This window comes from Pseudomonas sp. Larv2_ips (assembly GCF_963879675.1).
Lineage (GTDB): Bacteria > Pseudomonadota > Gammaproteobacteria > Pseudomonadales > Pseudomonadaceae > Aquipseudomonas.
The window spans coordinates 1724478-1747276 of record NZ_CAWOAW010000027.1 but is presented as its reverse complement, the minus strand read 5'-3'; the positions used below and the strand labels follow the sequence as shown (position 1 = coordinate 1747276).

The 22799-nt window shown below is 60.9% G+C and carries 18 protein-coding genes and 2 tRNA genes; 3 read left to right on the top strand and 17 right to left on the bottom strand.

Features of this window, described 5'->3' with window-relative positions; all coding sequences use genetic code 11:
- Positions 1–37: 37 nt before the first annotated feature.
- The 6 genes from AACV02_RS24820 to leuC all read right to left on the bottom strand — a co-directional run bounded on the left by AACV02_RS24820 (position 38) and on the right by leuC (position 6581).
- Positions 38–1048, bottom strand: coding sequence for an aspartate-semialdehyde dehydrogenase (locus tag AACV02_RS24820; protein WP_106576683.1), 1011 nt, complete (start codon positions 1046–1048; stop codon positions 38–40).
- Between the two features lie 246 nt (positions 1049–1294).
- The gene (gene asd, locus AACV02_RS24815) at positions 1295–2407 is read right to left on the bottom strand and encodes an aspartate-semialdehyde dehydrogenase (protein WP_058412147.1); all 1113 of its coding nucleotides are present in this window, start codon (positions 2405–2407) and stop codon (positions 1295–1297) included.
- A gap of 64 nt (positions 2408–2471) precedes the next feature.
- Entirely contained in the window at positions 2472–3554 is a 1083-nt protein-coding gene (gene leuB / locus AACV02_RS24810) for a 3-isopropylmalate dehydrogenase (RefSeq protein ID WP_119742627.1), read from the bottom strand.
- A gap of 52 nt (positions 3555–3606) precedes the next feature.
- Positions 3607–4371, bottom strand: a complete 765-nt coding sequence (locus AACV02_RS24805; RefSeq protein ID WP_119742625.1) for a class I SAM-dependent methyltransferase — start codon at positions 4369–4371, stop codon at positions 3607–3609.
- 136 nt (positions 4372–4507) lie between these two features.
- Positions 4508–5152, bottom strand: coding sequence for a 3-isopropylmalate dehydratase small subunit (leuD, locus tag AACV02_RS24800; protein ID WP_106576680.1), 645 nt, complete (start codon positions 5150–5152; stop codon positions 4508–4510).
- 10 nt (positions 5153–5162) lie between these two features.
- Positions 5163–6581, bottom strand: a complete 1419-nt coding sequence (leuC, locus tag AACV02_RS24795; RefSeq protein ID WP_106576679.1) for a 3-isopropylmalate dehydratase large subunit — start codon at positions 6579–6581, stop codon at positions 5163–5165.
- Between the two features lie 148 nt (positions 6582–6729).
- Between leuC and AACV02_RS24790 the strand changes: the two genes are divergently transcribed.
- Together AACV02_RS24790 and AACV02_RS24785 are read left to right on the top strand one after the other, a co-directional pair.
- Complete coding sequence (locus AACV02_RS24790; RefSeq protein ID WP_106576678.1) at positions 6730–7620, top strand: LysR family transcriptional regulator; 891 nt, start codon at positions 6730–6732, stop codon at positions 7618–7620.
- A 65-nt stretch (positions 7621–7685) separates the two neighbouring features.
- Positions 7686–10964, top strand: coding sequence for an EAL domain-containing protein (locus tag AACV02_RS24785; RefSeq protein ID WP_119742623.1), 3279 nt, complete (start codon positions 7686–7688; stop codon positions 10962–10964).
- A gap of 3 nt (positions 10965–10967) precedes the next feature.
- On the opposite strand, the gene AACV02_RS24780 is transcribed toward AACV02_RS24785, so the two are convergent.
- The 7 genes from AACV02_RS24780 to AACV02_RS24750 form a co-directional block, all read right to left on the bottom strand.
- Positions 10968–12251, bottom strand: a complete 1284-nt coding sequence (locus AACV02_RS24780) for a hypothetical protein (RefSeq protein WP_119742621.1) — start codon at positions 12249–12251, stop codon at positions 10968–10970.
- A gap of 98 nt (positions 12252–12349) precedes the next feature.
- A complete protein-coding gene (locus AACV02_RS24775) occupies positions 12350–13072 on the bottom strand; it encodes a hypothetical protein (protein ID WP_372239741.1) in 723 nt (240 codons plus the stop codon).
- Positions 13073–13387: 315 nt separating this feature from the next.
- Positions 13388–14383 (bottom strand): hypothetical protein, encoded by a 996-nt coding sequence (locus AACV02_RS24770; RefSeq protein WP_119742619.1) that lies wholly within the window; start codon positions 14381–14383, stop codon positions 13388–13390.
- A 364-nt stretch (positions 14384–14747) separates the two neighbouring features.
- Positions 14748–15707 carry a tRNA dihydrouridine synthase gene (locus tag AACV02_RS24765; RefSeq protein WP_119742617.1) on the bottom strand — a complete coding sequence of 320 codons (960 nt, stop codon included), beginning with the start codon at positions 15705–15707 and terminating at the stop codon, positions 14748–14750.
- A 55-nt stretch (positions 15708–15762) separates the two neighbouring features.
- A complete protein-coding gene (locus AACV02_RS24760; protein ID WP_106576673.1) occupies positions 15763–16197 on the bottom strand; it encodes an acyl-CoA thioesterase in 435 nt (144 codons plus the stop codon).
- 38 nt (positions 16198–16235) lie between these two features.
- Positions 16236–17069 (bottom strand): alpha/beta hydrolase, encoded by an 834-nt coding sequence (locus AACV02_RS24755; RefSeq protein ID WP_119742615.1) that lies wholly within the window; start codon positions 17067–17069, stop codon positions 16236–16238.
- Between the two features lie 15 nt (positions 17070–17084).
- Complete coding sequence (locus AACV02_RS24750) at positions 17085–17624, bottom strand: TetR/AcrR family transcriptional regulator (RefSeq protein ID WP_083357717.1); 540 nt, start codon at positions 17622–17624, stop codon at positions 17085–17087.
- Positions 17625–17784: 160 nt separating this feature from the next.
- Between AACV02_RS24750 and AACV02_RS24745 the strand changes: the two genes are divergently transcribed.
- A complete protein-coding gene (locus AACV02_RS24745) occupies positions 17785–18345 on the top strand; it encodes a hypothetical protein (protein WP_106576671.1) in 561 nt (186 codons plus the stop codon).
- Between the two features lie 89 nt (positions 18346–18434).
- Here AACV02_RS24745 and AACV02_RS24740 read toward each other — a convergent pair.
- From AACV02_RS24740 to uvrB, 4 genes are all read right to left on the bottom strand, one after another.
- Positions 18435–18510 (bottom strand) — tRNA-Glu (locus AACV02_RS24740).
- A 79-nt stretch (positions 18511–18589) separates the two neighbouring features.
- Positions 18590–18665 (bottom strand) — tRNA-Ala (locus AACV02_RS24735).
- 147 nt (positions 18666–18812) lie between these two features.
- Positions 18813–20294: a glutamate--tRNA ligase gene (gltX, locus tag AACV02_RS24730; RefSeq protein WP_119742613.1), complete on the bottom strand. Its 1482-nt coding sequence runs from the start codon at positions 20292–20294 to the stop codon at positions 18813–18815.
- A 186-nt stretch (positions 20295–20480) separates the two neighbouring features.
- On the bottom strand, positions 20481–22496 hold the full coding sequence (gene uvrB / locus AACV02_RS24725; RefSeq protein ID WP_119742611.1) for an excinuclease ABC subunit UvrB: 2016 nt from the start codon (positions 22494–22496) through the stop codon (positions 20481–20483).
- Between the last annotated feature and the right edge of the window lie 303 nt (positions 22497–22799).

Below are 22799 nucleotides of genomic sequence, written 5' to 3'. Positions count from 1 at the left end.
GGCTAGAATCAATCTACAAATTGCCGCCAAGTATCTTTTACACAAGGCCTTTTATCAACAACTGCGCCAGTTGCACGGCGTTCAATGCCGCGCCTTTGCGTACGTTATCTGACGTCAGCCACAGATTTAGTTCCGCCGGGTCGTCCACGCCCGCACGCACTCGGCCAACGTAGACCACATCCTGGCCGACCGCATCCCCAACGGCCGTGGGGTAGTCGCCCTCTTCCACCAGCTCGATCCCCGGCGCGGCCTCCAGTGCACGGTTGACAGCGGCCAGGTCGACCGGCGCGCCCAACTGCAATGACACTGTCAGGCTATCGCCAAAAAACACCGGGGCTTGAACGCAGGTTGCGGAAATCTTTAGCAGAGGTGTTTCCAGCACCGCGCGCAACTCGTGTACGAGGCGTTTCTCCAGGGCTGTATGACCCTGGGCGTCAGGCGTGCCGACTTGCGCCAACAGGTTGAAGGCCATCTGCCGATCGAAGAACTTCGGCTCCAGCGGGCGCACGTTCAGCAACTCGGCGGTCTGCCGGGCCAGCTCGCTGACGGCCTCGCGGCCCTGGGCCGAAACGGCCAGGTTGGCAGTGACGCTGACGCGCTGGATCTCCAGCAGGCCGCGCAACGGCGCCAGAACCACCGCCAGGTTGGTGGCCGACGGACTCGGGCTGCCAAGCTGGAAGGGCTTTTTCAGGCCCTTGAGAATATGCGCGTTGGCTTCCGGCACGACCTGAGGTGCCTGATCGGCCGGCAAGGCGCCGGAGAGGTCGATCACCGAGCAACCGGCCGCCGTGGCGCGTGGCGCGAAACTCAGGGTCACCGCCGGGCCTGCCGCGAAGAAGGCCAACTGGGCTTTTTTGAAGTCGAACTCATCAACTTCCTTGACCCGCACATTCTTGCCGCGAAACGGCACCGAGGCGCCGGCCGAGTTGCTGCCCGCCAGCAGATACAGGGTGCCTACCGGAAAATCCAGCTCTTCGAGAATCTGCACCAGGGTTTCACCCACGGTGCCGGTTGCACCGATCACGGCGATTTCAAAGGTCTGGGTCATGGTGGCTGCCTCGGGCATTGCGGGGGGAGCGGCACTTTACCGGGTGGTGGGGAGTGAGGCAATTGACCTGGGGTTGTTGGCGTGGCTGATGGCCTCATCGCCGGCAAGCCAGCTCCCACATTCAAACGCCTCCCAACGTTGAAATGCGATCGAATGTGAGTGGACTTGCCCGCAAAGAGGCCCTGAAGGGCAATAAAAAACCCGCGCCTGTCACCAGAACGCGGGTTTCTTACTCACCAGCAGCGATCAACGCTCCAGCAAAATCCGCAGCATGCGACGCAGCGGTTCAGCCGCGCCCCACAGCAGTTGGTCGCCGACGGTGAACGCGCCCAGGTACTGAGTACCCATGTTCAGCTTGCGCAGACGGCCAACCGGCACATTCAGGGTGCCGGTAACCTTGGTCGGGCTCAGCTCCTGCATGCTGATGTCGCGGTTGTTCGGCACCAGCTTGACCCACGGGTTGTGCTGGCTGATCAGCCCTTCGATATCGGCGATCGGCACGTCTTTGTTCAGCTTGATGGTCAGCGCCTGGCTGTGGCAGCGCATGGCGCCGATGCGCACGCAGATGCCGTCCACGGGGATCGGGTTCTTGAAGCGACCGAGGATCTTGTTGGTCTCAGCCTGGGCCTTCCACTCTTCGCGGCTCTGGCCGTTCGGCAATTCCTTGTCGATCCACGGGATCAGGCTACCGGCCAAAGGCACGCCGAAGTTTTCGGTCGGGTAGGCATCGCTGCGCATGGCTTCGGCCACACGACGGTCGATGTCGAGGATCGCGCTGGCAGGGTCAGCCAATTGATCGGCAACGGCCGCGTGGGTGGCACCCATTTGCTTGATCAGCTCGCGCATGTTCTGCGCGCCGGCGCCGGAGGCCGCCTGATAGGTCATGGCGCTCATCCACTCGACCAGGCCAGCTTCGAACAGGCCACCCAGGCCCATCAGCATCAGGCTGACGGTGCAGTTGCCGCCCACATAGTTCTTGGTGCCAGCGTCCAGCTGCTGGTCAATAACCTTGCGGTTCACCGGGTCGAGGATGATCACGGCGTCGTCCTGCATGCGCAGGCTCGAGGCGGCGTCGATCCAGTAACCCTGCCAGCCGGCTTCGCGCAGCTTGGGGAAGACTTCGCTGGTGTAGTCGCCACCCTGGCAGGTCAAAATCACGTCGAGGGTTTTGAGCTCTTCAATGCTGTAGGCGTCTTTGAGCGGAGCAATATCCTTGCCCACGGACGGCCCTTGGCCACCCACGTTCGACGTGGTGAAAAACACCGGCTCAATAAGATCGAAATCCTGCTCTTCCAGCATCCGCTGCATGAGCACGGAACCGACCATACCGCGCCAACCGATCAGACCTACACGTTTCATCGCAACTACACCTTGTTAAAAAGTGGGCCGCCTTGCAGCAACAACTGCAAGCGGGCCCGAGAGATTACAGATTCCGCAGCGCGGCGACTACTGCGTCGCCCATTTCTTGCGTCCCAACCTTGGTGCAACCCTGCGACCAGATGTCGCCGGTGCGCAAACCCTGGTCCAGTACCAGGCTCACAGCCTTCTCGATTGCATCCGCCGCTTCACTCAGGTTGAAGCTGTAACGCAGCATCATCGACACCGACAAGATGGTCGCCAACGGGTTGGCAATGCCTTGGCCTGCGATGTCCGGCGCCGAACCGTGGCACGGCTCGTACATGCCCTTGTTGTGGGTGTCCAGCGACGCCGACGGCAGCATGCCGATGGAACCGGTCAGCATCGACGCCTGGTCGGACAGGATGTCGCCGAACAGGTTGTCGGTGACGATCACGTCGAACTGCTTGGGTGCACGCACCAGCTGCATGGCGGCGTTGTCGACGTACATGTGGCTCAGTTCGACGTCCGGGTAGTCCTTGGCCACTTCTTCGACGATTTCGCGCCACAGTTGGCTGGAGGCCAGTACGTTGGCCTTGTCGACCGAGCAGACCTTCTTGCCACGCACGCGGGCCATGTCGAAACCGACACGGGCGATACGGCGGATCTCACTCTCGCTGTACGGCAGCGTGTCGTAGGCCTGACGCTCGCCATTTTCAAGGGTGCGCACGCCGCGTGGCGAGCCGAAGTAAATACCGCCGGTCAGCTCACGCACGATCAGGATGTCCAGGCCCGCCACCACGTCCGGCTTGAGGCTCGACGCATCGGCCAGTTGCGGGTAGAGAATCGCCGGACGCAGGTTGCCGAACAGGCCCAGTTGCGCGCGAATTTTCAGCAGGCCGCGCTCCGGGCGGATGTCACGCTCGATCTTGTCCCACTTCGGGCCGCCCACGGCGCCGAGCAATACGGCGTCGGCAGCACGGGCGCGGTCCAGGGTTTCGTCGGCCAGGGGCACGCCGTGCTTGTCGATGGCGGCGCCGCCAATCACGTCGTGGCTCAATTCGAAGCCCAGGCTGTACTTGCTGTTGGCCAATTCCAGGACTTTGACCGCTTCGGCCATGATTTCCGGACCAATACCGTCGCCAGGAAGAATCAGAATCTGCTTGCTCATGCGTTCCTCATTTCATCAAGCGACCCGCCCGTGGGCAGGTCGGGAAAATTAATCAGCGTTCGGCAAAGACCACCAGCACGTCGGTGCTGAAGGTGCCGTCGGCTTGAATCTCGTAGTAATCGCGTACTTCCTGGCCCATCGCCTGCTGCAACTCAAGGATCGCGGCGCGCAATACCTCTGGGGTGCGCATGCGCTCCACCCACGAGGTGTATTCCAGGCGCAGGCGCTGACGGCTGCTGTTGCGTACGTGCAGGCCGGCCTCGCTGAGCTGGCGCATCCATTCGGCGGCGGAGTAATCGCGCACGTGGCTGGTATCGCGCAGCACTTCGACGGTTTGCAGGTAAGTGTCCAACAGCGGGCTGCCCGGTGACAAGACGTCCACGAACGCGGCCACGCCGCCGGGCTTGAGCACCCGGCGCACTTCACGCAGGGCCAGGCCGAGGTCGCTCCAATGGTGAGCCGAGTAGCGGCTGAACACGAAGTCGAACTCGCCATCGGCGAATGGCAGGCGCTCAGCGGCGCCGTGCACGGTGTGGATGTTGTTCAGGCCACGCTCTTTTGCGGCGGCTGCCACCACGTCGAGCATCTGCTGGGACAGGTCGTAGGCCACCACTTCTTTAACCAGCGGCGCAACGTGGAAGCTCACATGCCCGGCACCGCAACCCAGGTCCAGCAGTCGCGCAGCGCCCTGCCCGGCCAATTCGGCCTGGAGTAGCGCGAATTCGGTGCCTTGAGCGTGAACTGCGCTGCTCAGGTAGGCCGAGGCCTGTTCGCCGAACTGTTTTTGCACGACTTGGGTGTGGGCGGTGCTGGTCATGGTGGTTTTCCTTGGGTTTTGTGGTGTTGGTATGGCCGCTATCGCAGGCAAGCCAGCTCCCACACTCGACCGTGTTCACAGGTCAACATGTGGCAGCGGGCTTGCCCGCGATGGGGGCCGCACGGCCTACCTCAAATCAAGCGTCGCGAAACAACCAGGGCTGGCTCGCCCGGTGCTTGGTTTCAAACGCTGCAATCGCGTCGCCGTCCTGCAAGGTCAGGCCGATATCGTCCAGGCCATTGATCAGGCAGTGCTTACGGAACGCATCGACTTCAAAGTGATACACCTTGCCGTCCGGGCGGGTCACGGTCTGCGCAGCCAGGTCAACGGTCAGTTGGTAGCCGACATTGGCTTCGACCTGCTTGAACAACTCATCCACTTCGGCGTCGCTCAAGATGATCGGCAACAAGCCGTTCTTGAAGCTGTTGTTGAAGAAGATGTCGGCGTAGCTCGGCGCGATGATGCTGCGAAAGCCATATTCTTCCAGGGCCCACGGCGCGTGTTCACGGCTGGAGCCGCAGCCGAAGTTCTCGCGGGCCAGCAATACGCTGGCGCCTTGGTAACGCTCGGCGTTGAGCACGAAGTCCTTGTTCAACGGGCGCTTGGAGTTGTCCTGGTAGGCGTAGCCCACGTCCAGGTAGCGCCACTCATCGAACAGGTTCGGACCAAAGCCGGTGCGCTTGATCGACTTCAAGAACTGCTTGGGGATGATCTGGTCAGTGTCGACGTTGGCACGGTCCAACGGCGCGACAAGACCGGTGTGTTGGGTAAAAGCTCTCATCGGGTTTTCCTCAGATCAATTCGCGAACGTCGATGAAACGACCGTTGACGGCAGCGGCAGCGGCCATGGCCGGGCTGACCAGGTGGGTACGCCCGCCGGCGCCCTGACGCCCTTCGAAGTTACGGTTGGAGGTGGACGCGCAATGCTCGCCCGACTCCAAACGGTCCGGGTTCATCGCCAGGCACATGGAGCAGCCCGGCTCGCGCCATTCAAAACCGGCCTCAAGGAAGATCTTGTCCAGGCCCTCGGCTTCGGCTTGCGCTTTGACCAGGCCCGAACCTGGCACCACGATGGCTTGCTTGATGGTCGAGGCCACTTTGCGGCCCTTGGCGATCACCGCCGCGGCGCGCAGGTCTTCGATCCGCGAGTTGGTGCAGGAACCGATAAACACGCGATCCAACTGGATGTCGGTGATCGCCTGATTGGCCTTCAAGCCCATGTACTTCAAGGCGCGCTCGATGGAGCCACGCTTGACCAGGTCGGTTTCCTTGGCCGGGTCCGGCACGTTCTGGTCGACGGCCAGGACCATCTCCGGCGAGGTGCCCCAGCTGACTTGCGGCTTGATCTGCGCGGCGTCGAGCTCAACCACGGTGTCGAAGACAGCATCGGCGTCGGACACCAGGTCTTTCCAGGCCTCTACGGCAGCCTCCCAATCGGCGCCTTGCGGAGCGAAAGGACGGCCTTTGACGTATTCAACGGTTTTTTCATCCGCCGCGACCATGCCGACACGGGCACCGGCTTCGATGGACATGTTGCAGATGGTCATGCGGCCTTCGATGGACAGGTCGCGGATGGCGCTGCCGGCGAACTCGATGGCATGGCCGTTACCGCCGGCGGTACCGATCTTGCCAATCACGGCAAGCACTATGTCTTTGGCGGTCACGCCAAATGGCAATGTGCCTTCGACTTTGACCAACATGTTCTTCATCTTTTTGGCGACCAGGCACTGGGTGGCGAACACATGTTCCACCTCGGAGGTGCCGATGCCATGGGCCAGGGCGCCGAATGCGCCGTGGGTGGAGGTGTGAGAGTCACCGCAGACCACGGTCATGCCCGGCAAGGTGGCGCCCTGCTCCGGGCCGATCACGTGCACGATGCCCTGACGCACGTCATTCATCTTGAATTCGGTAATGCCATATTCATCGCAATAGTCGTCGAGGGTTTGCACCTGCAAACGCGACACCTGGTCGGCAATGGCCTCGATGCCGCCTTTGCGCTCCGGGGTGGTCGGTACGTTGTGGTCCGGGGTGGCGATGATCGAGTCGACGCGCCAGGGCTTGCGCCCGGCCAGCCGCAGGCCTTCAAACGCTTGGGGCGAGGTCACTTCATGGATGATGTGACGGTCGATATAGATCAGCGACGAGCCATCGTCGCGCCGTTTCACTTCATGGGAATCCCAAAGCTTGTCGTAAAGCGTTTTGCCGGCCATCAGTCGGTCCTCATCATCGGTCTTTCTATGCCCCGGGCTTTTGAGACATTCAATAACCCTTTGGCTTGTGAGGCTGATGGTATGGCGCTACATTAAATAACTCAAATTCATATTTTTTATGCTTTGGATTACCAACTGGAATACCACAATGGACCTGGCCAACCTTAATGCCTTTATTGCCATCGCTGAGACCGGCAGCTTCTCCGGCGCCGGCGAACGCCTGCACCTGACCCAACCGGCCATCAGCAAGCGCATTGCCGGTCTGGAACAACAATTAAAGGTACGTTTATTCGACCGCCTGGGCCGTGAAGTCGGCCTGACCGAGGCCGGGCGCGCTCTGCTGCCGCGTGCTTACCAGATTCTCAATGTGCTGGACGACACCCGCCGCGCGCTCACCAACCTGACCGGCGAAGTCAGCGGCCGCCTGACATTGGCCACCAGCCACCACATCGGCCTGCACCGCCTGCCACCGATTTTGCGCACCTTTACCCGCGAGTACCCGAACGTGGCGCTGGATATTCAGTTCCTCGATTCGGAAGTGGCCTACGAGGAAATCCTCCATGGTCGCGCTGAAGTGGCCGTTATCACCCTGGCGCCCGACCCGCACAACCTGGTACGCGCCACGCCGGTGTGGGACGACCCGCTGGATTTCGTGGTGGCGCCCGAGCACAGCCTGACCGCCAATGGCACGGTCAACCTGGCCGATATCGCCAAACACCCGGCGGTATTCCCCGGTGGCAACACCTTTACCCACCATATTGTCAGCCGCTTGTTTGAAGCCCAGGGCCTGACACCGAACATCGCCATGAGCACCAACTACCTGGAAACCATCAAGATGATGGTGTCCATCGGCCTGGCCTGGAGTGTGTTGCCGCGCACCATGCTCGATGAACAGGTGGCAAGTATCGCTTTGCCGGGCATACAGCTCAGTCGCCAGCTAGGCTATATCGTGCACACCGAAAGGACGCTGTCGAACGCTGCGCGGGCTTTCATGAGCCTATTGGATGCACAGGTCGATCTGCCAGGGACACCGGCATGAAGCTGTGCGGCCTCAAGGTCTGAATAAACCGCGCCGAACGCCCATTGAGCCAAGGCCCTTTGATAATGCGCAACCCCGTCGATTCCGTGCCACCCCTGCCCCGCATTTACGCCCTGGACCCTCAAGAGGCGGAACAAAGCTGGGACAGCGCCCCGCAGTTGCTGGCAGCCCTCAACGCTGCCCGCCTGGGCGCGTGGTGCTGGGAAATCGACACCGGCCGGATCAGCTGGTCACGCGGCACCCAGGCGCTGTTCGGCTACGATCCGCGCCAGCCGCTACCCAAAGACCTGGATTACCTGGATCTGCTCGCGCCTTCGGATCGCGCGCGCGTGGTGCGAGCCTTTCACGCCGTGCTGGCGGGCGAGCCGTTTGAACAGGCCATGCACCACCACATCCAGTGGCCCGATGGCAGCCACCACTGGCTGGAAATCAACGGCAGCCTGGCACCGGACAAGACCGGCCGGCGCCGCATGATCGGCGTGATTCGCGAAACCACTCGCCAGCGCGAGCGCGAACACGCCCTTATCCACTCGGAAAAACGCTTCGCCACACTGTTTCATCTGTGCCCGAATATGGTCCTGCTGACCCGCCAGGCCGACGGCCTGATCAGCGAAGCCAACCAGTATTTCGAGATGCTTTTCGGCTGGCCCGTGGCCCAGGCCATCGGCCGCACCACGCTGGACCTGGGCCTCTGGCGTGACCCGCAACAGCGCGCCCTGCTGGTCAGGGCCACCCAACGCAAGGGCGAACCCATCAGCATGGAAGTGCAGTTCTGCGCCAGCAACGGCCAGATCCACGACGGCACCTTGAGCGCACAAAAAGTCGAGCTGGAGGGCGAGGCCTACCTGATCAGCACGTTTGTCGACACCACCGAGCGCAAAAACGCCGAGCAGGCGCTCAAGGACAGCCAGGAGCGCCTCGACCTGGCCCTGGATTCGGCACAGCTGGGCACCTGGGACTGGCATATCCCCAGCGGCATGCTGTATGGCTCGGCCCGCGCGGCGCAACTGCACGGCCTGGAGGCGTTGCCGTTTCACGAACCTTTCGATGCGTTTTTTGAAGGCATGTCCGATGAAGAACGCGAGGGCATGCGCAACGCCTATCGCAGCCTGCGTGAAGGCCCGGACGGCAATTACCAGCTGACCTACCGCGTACAGATGGAGGACGGCAGCGCTCGTTACCTGGAAAGCCGCGCGCGGCTGTATCGCGACGAATCGGGCAAACCGTTGCGCATGGCCGGCACCTTGCTGGATATCACCGACCAGGTGGAACGCGAGCAGCGCATCACCGCCTCCGAAGAAAAGTTCGCCAGCCTGTTCCAGGCCAGCCCCGACCCAATCTGCGTGACCTATCTGGACAGCGGCGCCTTTATCGAAATCAACCCCGCGTTCACTCAGACCTTTGGCTGGACCGCCGCCGAGGTGATCGACAAAAGCGCCGACCAAATCGGGCTGTGGGATGACTCGAGCAAGCGCCTGCAACGTATCGAACGGGTCATTCGCGAGCAGTCGTTAAACAATGTCGCCATTGTGGTGCATCACAAAAACGGCCAAAGCCTGACCTGCGTGATTTCCAGCCGCCTGATCAAGGTCGGCGACCAACCCTGCATTGTCACGACCCTGCGCGATATCACCCAGCAACAACGCTCCGAGGCCGCCCTTAAGGCCAGCGAAGAAAAATTCGCCAAGGCCTTCCATTCAAGCCCCGACGCCATCTCCATTACCGAACGTGACACCGGCCGTTATGTGGAGGTCAATGACGGCTTCTGCCGCCTCACCGGTTACCGCGCCGAGGAGGCCATCGGGCTGACGCTGTATCAGATCGGCATCTGGGCCGATGAGAATCAGCGCGCGGCGCTGCTGGCCGAACTGCAGATCAAGGGCCGTATTCATCACCTGGAAATGCTGTGGCACAACAAACGTGGCGAATTGTTGGCCGTGGAGGTATCGGTCGAACCGATCACCCTCAATGAAACGCCGTGCCTGCTGCTGACGGCGCGAGACGTGAGCCTGCTGAAAAACGCCCAGGCGCAGATTCGTCACCTGGCCTATCACGACCCGCTGACCAACCTGCCCAATCGTGCGCTGCTGATGGACCGCCTGAGCCAGCAGATCGCCCTGCTCAAACGCCATAACCTGCGGGGCGCCCTGCTGTTTCTCGACCTCGACCATTTCAAGCACATCAACGATTCCCTCGGCCACCCGGTGGGCGACACCGTGCTGAAAATCGTCACCGCACGCCTCGAAGCCAGCGTGCGCATGGAAGATACGGTGGCGCGCCTGGGCGGCGATGAGTTCGTGGTGCTGCTCAGCGGCCTGGAAGGTACACGCGTGGAAGTCAGCGCCCAGGTACAGGAACTGGCGGACACCCTGCGCGAATTGCTCTCGGAACCGATGTTCCTCGATGGCCATCGCCTGCAGGTCACGCCGAGCATTGGCGTGGCGCTGATCCCCGACCATGGCTCGACACCCGCAGACCTGCTCAAGCGTGCCGACATTGCGCTGTATCGGGCCAAGGATTCAGGACGCAACACCACGCAGATGTTTCATAACAGCATGCAGAAAACCGCCAGTGAACGCCTGCGCATGGAGACCGACCTGCGTCTGGCGCTGTCACGCGGTGAGTTCAGCGTGCATTACCAGCCTCAAGTGGATGCGCGCGGCAATCGCATCATCGGTGCCGAAGCGCTGGTGCGCTGGCAGCACCCGCAACTGGGGGCGCAGTCACCCACCGAATTTATCAAAGTGCTGGAAGACAGCGGCCTGATCCTGGAAGTCGGCACCTGGATTCTTGATGAAGCCTGCGGCGCATTTGCCCAATTGATCGCCGATGGCTTGGTAGACCCGTTGAATTTCAGCCTGTGCGTGAATATAAGCCCGCGCCAGTTCCGCCAGAACGACTTCGTGGAGCGGGTGGAGCGCAGCCTCAAGCACCATCACCTGCCGTATAGCCTGCTGAAACTGGAAATTACCGAAGGCATCGTGATCCAGAACCTGGATGACACTGTGGCCAAGATGCGCCGCCTGAAAAAACTCGGCGTGAGCTTTGCCATGGACGACTTCGGCACCGGCTATTCGTCGCTGACCTACCTCAAGCGCTTGCCGGTGGATGCGTTGAAGATCGATCAGTCCTTTGTGCGCGACGCCACCCACGACCCCAACGATGCCGAAATCATCCGCGCCATCGTCGCCATGGCGCGCAGCTTGAACCTGGATGTGATCGCCGAGGGCGTGGAAACCCCGGAACAACTGGCATTCCTGCAAAAGCTGGGCTGCCATTTGTTCCAGGGGTATTTACACAGCCGGCCTCTGCCCATCGAGGCGTTCAGGAAGCTACTGGGCTGACCCTTACACGAGCTTCAATGCGCGAAACCCGGTGTTCATCCATCGCGATGACGCCAGGTCCTGCTTTTGCCCATAAAAGTCCAGCGCGCCATTGATGACCGCGACCGAGTGGCCCGTGTCCGCCAGCGTGCCGACCGCGCCCCGGGCCAGTTCTTCAACCGTGCTTTCACGCATATAGGCGTACAACCCAAGCCGCCGCAGCGCCTCCCCCGGGTACTCGCCGTCGTTGAGGGTGTGCAGGGCCGTTGCATAGCTCTGCCCGGCGCGCATGTCGTTATTCTCCATGTGCGCGCGCTTGGCACTGACCGCGTACAAGAAGTTGGCGTAATTGATCAGCTGCGTATGACTGCCATGGAAATTTGACGCGACGATGGCCTGGCGCAGTTCATCATGGGTCACCGTCAGCGTGAAGGAGTCCCTCATGACCACCTCAAAACCGTCGGCGGTGACTTGGATGCGCTTATAGATCCCCTGAGGGTCCTGCCAGAACCGGATGATCGCCGCCTTGATCGCCGACACCGTGACGCAATTGCCTTCCACGCCCTGATAAAAACCACCCCAGATCTGTTCGGGCGTCATGCCGGACACCACATCGGACACCTGCCTGGCGTTGTCGGGGGCCGCCGGTTTGTCGTCGAACAACACGTACCCGTAACCCTGCTTGACCGTGCGCCGCTCGTGGTAATGATGGCTTACGCCCTCCATCACCAGCGCCGAGCCAAAGTTGTGGGTCCCCATGACCCCCACCGCGCCCTTTGCCTGCATGGCACTTGACGCCACGTACTGGCACAGGCCGAACAGGCCCATGCCCTGCAAACACCGCTGGACGGTCTCGCCCTCCAGTGTTTTTGCCAGCGCGGCTTCAAACGTCGGGTAATTCCCGGTCAGTTGCTTGCGCTTTACGAACGCCGCGAACACAAAGTTGGCGTCCTTGACTGCCCCGCGATCGTCACCGCTGAACCTTGAGGCTTGCGTCGCCTGCGCCAACTCCTGGCGAGACAACTGAACCTTGAACTCGTCCTTCATGGTGATGTGGTACCCATCGCCCGTGGCAGTCAGCGCATTGAACATGCCAGCCGGGTGTTGCCCGAAGGTTGTCATCATCAGTTTGATGACGGCTGCGTGGGTGCTGGTGTCAAAGTGCTCGCCAAACTGGCCGTGCGCCGCATTGAATGCACGGATGATCTGCGCAGGTTTTTCCCCCGCACGTTTTGACGAAAACACCGAAGCCGCGTCGTCGTACCCGTTGGCCGGCGAGCCTGGGCCATTACTTGCTGTGATATTCATTCACTGATTCCTGAGACTTACCGAAGCAATAACCTGCAAAACACAATCGGGGCGGCGTTGCGCTGGGGTGAGCAGCCCGCATCGCCTGTGGTCGCGCCCTAGAAAAGTGCTATCGCCTGACCGCGGGCAGGCGTGGCGCCCCTGCGTCCCCACAACTCTTCGCGGCCGTTGATCACCGCCACCGAATGCCCGGTGCGATTGCACATGCCCAATTGCCCACGGGCGAGCTCGCGCACAGAGACCGTTTTCATGTGCTTGCGCAGCCCCAGTCGCATGAACCCCTCCCCCGGCCCATGCTCATCCTCACCGTTGTTCAGGCTGCGAATCGCAGCCTGATAACTTCTGCCCGCCGTGTAATCGTTGTTTTCCATCTGTGCGCGCTTGGCACTGACCGCAAACAGAAATTGCGCATCCTTGAGCATGCCCTTGTCCTGCCCTCTGAACTTCGCGCCTCGCGCGCCTTCGGCCAATTCACGGTCAGTCAGGGTGAGCTGAAAATCATCGCGCATCACCACTCGATAACCGCCGCTGAGGCGGGTGACGTGCTGGTAGATATCCGTGGGGCTCTGGCCAAATCGGTGCATCGCCGCCTTGATCGCCGACACCGTTACGCAATTGCCATCGGGGCCTTGGCGAAACCCACCCCAGATGTTGTCCGGCTTCGCACCGCCGCGCTTGTTTGAGAGGCACGGGATCGCGGCTTCGGAATTGGGCCTGGGGGTGATCGGCTCATGCACCACCGACGGATTGACCGGTGGCGTGGGTATAACGGGGACGGACTTATCTTTGTCGGCCGACAACACCCTCAGTATCTGAGTCAATAAAGAACTCAACAGCGCAGCAAACGATTGAACAGCATCGCGTTCATTATCGCCGCGCACCCGGCGCTCTGAATGACTGACAGAGGGACGACAAATAGTCGCCGCAGTCTTTTGTTCAATCAGGTTCAAGTGAATATCCGCTGGATGATTGGCACTTCTTAAATCACTATTGATCGCCTGCCTGACATCGATGACACGCGCAATATTATTAATTAAACAGTTAGACATATGCCCCCCATGGGCAGGCGCCTCTTTGCAACTTACAGCCAAAGAGGTGCCTGTTTTCTTCAAGAAGTTAAAACGGGTTTGGGACGATCAGGCCTTGAACACTGGCCTGGTATTTAACCGCCAGTTTCTTGGATCAAAATGATCTTCAACCGGGCCTGGGCTGGTTAAGTCCGGAACCGGCGTATCAGGCAAGGGCTTTGGAGTGATGTCCGGCATCACCGAGGGCGCTGGCTCTGGCGTGACCACCGGCGTGACGCTGCCTGGCACCGCCGGTGTGTGGTCTGGCTTGATCTCGGTGTTTGGCGCTGGCGGCACGCCAGGCTTGATACCCGACTCGACCTCAGGCGTGACCGTGCCGGGCACCTCAGGGGCAGGTTCTGGCGTGATGTCAGCCTTCACGTCCGGTGTCACACCTGGCTTGATCCCCGGCTGCGGGGCGGTTTCAGGCAATGGCGACAGATCCAGCACACGCTTTAGTTGGGGCACGTTGTTCACAACCGCCTGCGCATCCGTGCAATGGCAATGACCGGCATTCACATTGACGTGTACGTTGGTCTTGCCGTCATTCGTCACGGTAATCGCCGGCTCGGACGCGGGCTGATGTGGCAGCGCCACTGGCGCCTTGAGTGCCGAGGGCACTAGCACCGCAGCGTCCATCAGCTGCCGCTTTGCTTGCGGCTGCGGCGCCTGCGGTTCGGCCGGCAAGTTGCCCACCTCCGGCGTACTCGGCTGCTTGGCGACATCGAAACTCACCGGCAATGTGCGCGCCTCAGGCTTGGCGTCTGGCACAACGCCTGGGCCGGACAGCAGCGCGGGCGTCAAATCCTTTCCGGAGACCATTTCACGTATAGCCTTGAAAACCTGTTCGAGCATGTCAAATAACCGCGTGAGCGCGGCACCCGGAATCATCAGTTCGTTGGGCGAGAACCGGACGTTGTCAGTGCTCAGCGGCGTGGTGGCAACACGCACTCCGGAAACCTGCACGTCTGTTGTTTCCGCCAACTTAGCGGATGAAATACTGTTGCGATCCAGCACAGACGCATTAACTTTCATGAACGATGGATTATTAACCGACAGCGACATTTAGCAATTCCTTATTTAACAGTGCCTGGCCGATCAGCGGGCCAGAGAAGTGAGCGTGTCAACAGCTGAGAACAACAACGTTGCTTCACAGTCCTTACTTACGTGGGAAGTTAGGCTATCGAGTTCCGCTAATCGCAGCTCATATAAGGAAACCAATGCGCGTTATCAGACTTTGCCGCATGAACTATCGCGACAGGGCCTTGGCGCAAGCCCCTCGTGACGCTGAAGAATCGTCACACCCGTTAATACACTGCGGGCATGCAACTCACCGACAAGATTAAACCGCCTGTTCGCCACTCTTTTGTGCTAGCCCACAAACGAAAAAAGGGCGCCAATGGCACCCTTTTTTAGTGAACGTGAACAATCAGGCTGCAACGGGGTGCTGCATGCCCAGCAGGTGGCTGACGTGTTTTAAATCCGTCTCGCGCCGCAATGCGGTAAACAGCGCCACCGCCTCGGGATAATTGCGCGTCAGCATCGCCAGCCATTGCTTCAGCCGGCCCGGCGCCTGCTTTTCAGTCAGTTGCGCCACTGATTGGCTCCAGAACGCCTGAAGCATCGGCTGCATCTGCGCCCAGGTCATTTCCACCACCTCTTCGCCCGCCTTGGCTGCCACAATTTGGCGCGCCAGGTCAGGCCGTGCCACCAGGCCACGGCCGAGCATGATGTCTTCGGCGCCGCTGATTTCACGGCAACGCTTCCAGTCTTCGACGCTCCAGATATCCCCATTGGCGAACACCGGCACGTTGACCACGTCCTGCACCCGCGGGATCCATTCCCAGTGGGCCGGCGGCTTGTAGCCGTCGGTCTTGGTACGCGCATGCACCACGATATGCGCTGCGCCGCCTTCAGCCAGCGCCGTGGCGCACACCAGCGCACCGTCCGGGCTGTCGAAACCAAGGCGCATCTTGGCGGTCACGGGGATATGCGCGGGCACGGCACGGCGCACATGTTCAACAATCTGGTTGAGCAGCTCCGGCTCCTTGAGCAGCACGGCGCCGCCGCGCGACTTGTTGACCGTCTTGGCCGGGCAGCCGAAGTTAAGGTCAATCACCTGGGAACCCAGCTCGCACGCCAGCGCGGCGTTTTCGGCCAGGCACACCGGGTCCGAACCCAGCAACTGCACACGCAGCGGCACGCCCGCTGCGGTGTGGGCACCGTGCAGCAGTTCCGGGGCGAGCTTGTGGAAATAGGCGGGAGTCAGCAGGCGGTCGTTGACGCGGATGAACTCGGTCACGCACCAGTCAATACCGCCCACGCGGGTCAGCACATCGCGCAGGATGTTGTCGACCAACCCCTCCATGGGCGCCAAAGCAATTTGCATGGAAAACACTCAACAAAAATCGTGGCGCAGTTTACTGGGTTTCCTGCAAGAAACGTTAACCCCCTGTCAGCGCGGGACCGTAGCCGTCGAGAAATTCGGCCGGCATACGCTTGGGCTTGCCCGTGGAGAGTTCGATGCAGACAAACGTGGTGTGGGCGCGCAGCAAGGTCGCGCCGTCGCGAGGACGGACCAGCTGGAAACGGCGGGTCATTTTCAGGCGCTGGTCCCAGTCGACGATCCAGGTCGCCAGCTGCAGCTCATCACCTTCGTAGCCGGCCGCCAGGTAGTCGATCTCATGGCGCACCACGGCCATGGCGCGGTCGAGTCGGCGGTATTCGGTAAGGTCCAGCCCCAGGCGCTGGGAATGGCGCCAGGCGCAGCGCTCTAGCCAGGATACGTACACCGCATTGTTGGCGTGCCCGAGGCCGTCGATGTCTTCAGCGCCAACCTGCAGATCGATGATGAATGGCGTTGCCAAATCCCAGCCCATGCCTTGCTCCAGTCGATTGATGTCGGCGGGGCAGTGTATCAGGCAGTTTGCCGCGCCTGTAGACGACGGCCGGCCAACAGGGCAAGCACACCCTCGATCACCCGCGGGTCGGCCAGCACTTTCTGGTGCCCGCCTTGTTCCAGTCGCAGCAGGCGGCTGTCGAACCAGGCCTCGTGAATGGCTTGCGAGGCTCTGACCGGCACAAAGGTGTCGTCTTCGGCGTGCACGATCAAACCGGGGATATTCATCTGGTAGTGAGCCACGTCCAGGTGTTTGAGCGGCATGCCGAAGGCCAATTCGACTTCCTGGATAAACGCCGAGCGCGCCCGTGGCGGCAACCCGACCATGCCGGCGAAACCGCGCAGCACATCGAGAAAGCGCGAAGGCGCCGCAATGCTCACCAGCGCCTCGGTGCGCAGGCCCAGTTGCACCGCCAGCATCGCGCTTGCACCGCCCATGGAATGCCCCACCACCGCGTGCAACGGCGGCAACTCAGCGGCGGCGTCGAGCATGGCGCGGGCGAACAGCAGCACATGCGCCTCGCGCCCCGGTGAACGGCCATGGGCCGGGCCGTCCAGGGCAATCACCGAATAACCGTCATCCACCAACGCCGTGATCAGGCTGGCGAACTGCGTGGGGCGCCCTTCCCATCCGTGCATCAGCAGCACGGCGGGGCCCTGGCCCCAGCGCAACGCCGACAAGCCGAAACGCAAGGTGATGCGCTCCGATTGCGCCAACAGCGGCAACTCCCAGTCGCGCGGCGGCAGAGTGCGTGGCGTCATGAAGGTACGGCGCAACTTGCTGGCCACCAGGTGCGGCGCCACGCGGCCGACGGTGCCATTAAAGCCTCGGATCCAGGTCAACGCGCCCATCAGGCGACTCCTTTTTCAGCGCACCGCCGATTTGGCCGCGCGCAACACGCGGTCCGACAACTCGCCCGGCCCGAGCGCTCGAGCCAAGGCCAGGCCGCCAATCATCAAGGCCATATCCGCCAGGGCTTTGTCGGTGTCCTCCGGGCTGGCGGCCAACTGCGCGGCCATCAGCTCCGTGTGCTCGTTGAGCGCCTGGCGAAACTCATCCGGCAAGCGGCTCATCTCGCCCACGGTGGCTGGTATCGGGCAGGCCTGGTCCGTGGAGTCACGGTGCTTGCGCGACAGATAAAACGCCGCCACCAGGCCTCTGCGCTCCTCACCGGTGAGTTGCGCGTCCATGTCGTCAATCGACGCGCGTCGCCGGGCGAGCAACTGGGTGAAGGCCTCCAGCATCAACGCGTCCTTGCTTTCAAAGTGCGCGTAGAAACCGCCGACCGTAAGCCCCGCCGCGCCCATGACTTCGCCGACACTCGGTTCGGCCGGGCCGCGCTGGATCAACGCCGCGCTGGCAGCCTGCAAAATGCGTTCGCGGGTTTGCGCTTTTTTATCGCTCATCGTTGCCTCCGTCTCTCATGGGTTGAATATTATTACCATAATAATATTTCGCAAGCCACCCGCATGACCGCTCGTCCGAGCAGCACAGATCACATCAAGGGAATAAACCGCTCGCCCCAGCCGTTCTCATTGCAATGAACTGCACATCGGAGAGAACGACATGGCCTGGCGGCAGCAAAACCAGAACTGCGCGTGGGTAGCCGGAGAAGCCCCCTACGTGTTCGCCAACGAGTACACCGCGAACTTCATCAGCGGCTTTCGCACGGTGCTGATCGCCAAGGTTGAAGGCGAAGGCGTGGGCAACCAGCCGTTTGGCAAATTCTTCAACGACGCCGACGGGCATGCCGAGGCCAACTTCCTGGAGGCCCTGCGCGCCAATGACTGGGTATTCGATGCGGGGTATCAGGAGATCGTGGTGAGCATCAACAACTCACCGTGTCGGCAATGCTGCGTGCTGTTCAAGCAGTTCATGGAAGACATCCTGCTGCGCTTTCCAAACACCCGGCTGGTGATTGAAACCGCGAATATCTACCACCCCAACGACGAAATAGACCAGGGCTGCCTGCGTGCGATTTCACGCTTGCCCGGCATTCGCGTCGAAATGTGGAACGTCGCACTGGAGAATGCCCAGAACAGAGGCCCACAGGTTGATCAGCAAAAAGAGCTGGCGCGCATCAACAAATCCCTGCGCACCGCCAACGTGGTACGCAGGATGCCGTAAACGGCTGCGCGAAAACCCAAACGCCAGACAAACAAAAGGGCCATTCAATAATTGAATGACCCTTAAAAATCCCGCAGAGCGGGTAATCGTGGCGTCCCCTAGGGGACTCGAACCCCTGTTACCGCCGTGAAAGGGCGGTGTCCTAGGCCACTAGACGAAGGGGACACAAACCTTCTATACAACTGACCAGCGCTGAGAGCTGATCGATTCAAGGACGGTGTGGCCAGACCTTGAACCTGTAAATTGGTGGAGCTAAACGGGATCGAACCGTTGACCTCTTGCATGCCATGCAAGCGCTCTCCCAGCTGAGCTATAGCCCCTCATCGGTGAGGACGGGGCGAATCTTAATGGCGGTTTGGAAACGTGTCAAATTTATTTTCAACTATTTCCAAAATTTTTTGCCGGGATAACAATCACTTACCGACGAAACCCCGGAAAACCGGGGTTTCGTCGTAACAACAGCCGACTTAAGCGATAGCGCCCAGCAGCTTTTCCCACTCTTTGTTTTCTTTCTTCGACACACCACCAAGCAAATCAAGGGCTTGGCGCAGACGGAAACGCGTCAGGTCCGGGCCGAGAATTTCCATCGCATCCAGTACCGACACCGAACTGGCCTGCCCGGTGATCGCTGCAAACATCAGAGGCATGGCATCGCGCAGTTTCAGCTCAAGGGACTCGACCACCGCCTGAATCGTCGCAGTGATTGCATCCTTCTCCCACTGACGCAGGCTTTCGAGCTTCCACAGGATCAATTGCATCAGTTGGCGAACCTGATCGCCCGAGAGCTTCTTGGACTCAAACAACGTGGCATCCGGGTTCACGCCACCGGCAAAGAAGAAGCTGGCCAACGGAGCAACCTGGCTGAACGTCTCCACCCTGCCCTGCACCAACGGCGCGATCTTCATCATGTACTCGGGGTTCAACGCCCACTGCTGCACACGGCTGGCGAATTCTTCTACCGGCAGGTCACGCAGCCACTGGCCGTTGAGCCACGACAGCTTCTCGATATCGAAAATCGGCCCGCCCAGGGATACGCGGGACAGGTCGAAGTTGTCGACCATTTCCTGCAGCGAGAACTTCTCACGCTCGTCCGGCATCGACCAGCCCATGCGGCCCAGGTAGTTGAGCATCGCTTCGGGCATGAAGCCCATGCGCTCGTAGAACGTCACCGAGGTCGGGTTCTTGCGCTTGGACAGCTTGCTCTTGTCCGGGTTACGCAGCAGCGGCATGTAGCATAGCTGCGGCTGTTCCCAGCCGAAGTATTCGTAGAGCAGGATCAGTTTCGGCGCCGACGGCAGCCATTCTTCGCCGCGCAGCACGTGGGTGATGCCCATCAGGTGGTCGTCGACCACGTTGGCCAGGAAGTACGTCGGCAGGCCGTCGGTCTTCATCAACACCTGCATGTCCATGCGGTCCCAGGGAATTTCGACGTCACCGCGCAGCATGTCCGGCACCACGCACACGCCTTCGCTCGGCACTTTCATGCGAATCACGTGAGGCTCACCGGCAGCCAGGCGCTGGGCCACTTCTTCCTTGGACAACAGCAGCGCGCGGCCGTCGTAACGCGGGGTTTCGCCACGGGCCTGTTGCTCGGCACGCATCTGGTCGAGTTCTTCGGCAGTGCAGAAGCACGGGAACGCATGGCCCATGTCGACCAATTGCTGGGTGTACTGCTTGTAGATGTCGCTGCGCTCGCTCTGACGATACGGGCCGTGCGGGCCGCCGACGTCCGGGCCTTCGGCCCAGGTGATGCCCAGCCAGCGCAAGGCATCGAAAATCTGCTGTTCCGACTCACGGCTCGAACGCAGTTGATCGGTGTCTTCGATCCGCAGGATGAATTCACCGCCGTGCTGCTTGGCAAAGCAGTAGTTGAACAGGGCGATGTAAGCAGTGCCGACGTGGGGATCCCCAGTAGGCGATGGCGCAATGCGCGTGCGGACGGTGGTCATGGCAGGTCTCGAATGGGCGATATAACTGAAAATTGAAACAAGGGGCGAATGGTAACAGCCTGGGGGATTTCTGGAAAACCGAGGCGCGGTCATCGGGGGCAAGCCCCCTCCCACATTTGCCGGCGTTCACACGCCAACGTGTGGGAGGGGGCTTGCCCCCGATGAGGCCCGCCCATTCACCGCAAATCAAACAGCCAGCAACCGCTCGCGCAATTTGCCGATCTCATCGCGCATCTGCGCCGCCGCTTCAAACTCAAGGTCACGCGCCAGCTGGTACATCTTCTCTTCCAACTGCCGGATACGCTTGGTGATCTCACTCGGCGAGCGCAATTCGTTCTCGTACTTGGCGCTTTCTTCAGCGGCCTTGGCCATGCCCTTGCGCTTCTTGCTGCGCGAGCCCGGCACGGTGGCGCCTTCCATGATGTCGGCGACGTCCTTGAACACGCCTTTGGGGATGATGCCGTTCTCCAGGTTGAACGCGATCTGCTTGTCACGGCGGCGTTCGGTCTCGCCAATCGCGCGTTCCATGGAGCCGGTGATACGGTCCGCGTACAGAATCGCCCGGCCATTGAGGTTACGCGCCGCCCGGCCGATGGTCTGGACCAGCGAGCGCTCGGAGCGCAGGAAGCCTTCCTTGTCGGCGTCCAGAATCGCCACCAGCGACACCTCCGGCATGTCCAACCCTTCACGCAACAGGTTGATGCCCACCAGCACATCAAAGGTGCCCAGGCGCAGGTCGCGGATAATCTCGACGCGCTCCACGGTGTCGATGTCCGAGTGCAAATAGCGCACGCGCACGCCATGGTCGGCCAGGTAATCGGTCAAATCTTCGGACATGCGCTTGGTCAGCGTGGTCACCAGCACCCGCTCTTCCAGGGCCACGCGCTTGGTGATTTCCGACAGCAAGTCATCGACCTGGGTCAGCGCCGGGCGGATTTCGATTTGTGGGTCCACAAGGCCTGTCGGGCGCACTAGTTGCTCAATCACGCGGCCCGCGTGTTCGGCTTCGTAGTTACCCGGCGTGGCCGAGACGAAGATCGTCTGCGGGCTGATGCTTTCAAACTCGTCGAAACGCATCGGCCGGTTGTCCAGCGCCGACGGCAGGCGGAAACCGTATTCCACCAGGGTTTCCTTACGCGAGCGGTCACCTTTGTACATCGCGCCCACCTGCGGCACGCTGACGTGGGATTCGTCGATCACCAGCAAGGCGTCATCCGGCAGGTAATCGAACAAGGTGGGCGGCGCCTGCCCGGATTCGCGACCCGAAAGGTAGCGCGAGTAGTTTTCGATGCCGTTGCAGTAACCCAACTCCAGGATCATTTCCAGGTCGAACCGCGTGCGCTGCTCCAGGCGCTGGGCTTCCACCAGCTTGTTGTTGGCGCGCAGGTAATCCAGGCGCTCCACCAGTTCGGCCTTGATGCCCTCAATGGCGCCCATCAGCGTTTCGCGCGGCGTTACGTAGTGGCTTTTGGGGTAGAAGGTGAAGCGCGGCAGCTTGCGAATCACCTCACCGGTCAACGGGTCGAAGGCCGACAGGCTTTCGACTTCATCGTCGAACAGCTCGATGCGAATCGCTTCCAGGTCGGATTCGGCCGGGTAGATGTCGATCACATCGCCGCGCACACGAAACGTGGCGCGGGCAAAATCCATGTCATTGCGGGTGTACTGCAAGCTCGTCAGGCGCCGAAGCAGCTCGCGCTGGTCGAGTTTGTCGCCGCGATCGACGTGCAGCACCATCTTCAAATAGGTTTCCGGGCTGCCCAGGCCGTAGATGCACGACACCGTGGTGACGATGATCGCGTCCTTGCGTTCCAGCAGCGCCTTGGTCGCCGACAACCGCATCTGCTCGATGTGGTCGTTGATCGACGCGTCCTTCTCGATGAAGGTGTCAGAGGATGGCACATAGGCTTCGGGCTGGTAGTAGTCGTAGTAGGAAACGAAGTACTCCACCGCGTTGTTCGGGAAAAACGCCTTGAACTCGCCATACAGCTGGGCGGCCAGGGTTTTGTTCGGCGCCAGCACCAGGGTCGGGCGATTGGTCTGCGCAATCACATTGGCAATGCTGAAGGTCTTGCCTGAACCGGTCACCCCAAGCAGCGTCTGGTGCGCCAGGCCGGCTTCAATGCCTTCAACCATCAGGCGAATGGCTTCGGGTTGATCGCCGGCGGGTTCAAAGCGGGTGACGAGCTGGAAATCCGACATAACGTACCTCGTGTAGTCACCCCAGACTCGAAACCGCCAGGGACGAAAAAGCTCAGCAACCCGCGAATAGTCAACGCAGGTTGCAGGAAAAAACCATGATAGCTGTAGAAGTGGAGGCGAATGTGACGGGTTTCAAGGCAATCGTCCTACCTGCCGTCGCCGCCCTCTGTTGCAATAAGACTAACGGTCGGCAAATAAACCGAAAAACTTGGCCGAAAAGCCGTTTCGGTTGTCGCCCTGAGCCTGGATGGCCTCTATACTAGCTCCCCGTTTGTGCACCGCTCTAGTGCATTCGGCTGGAGC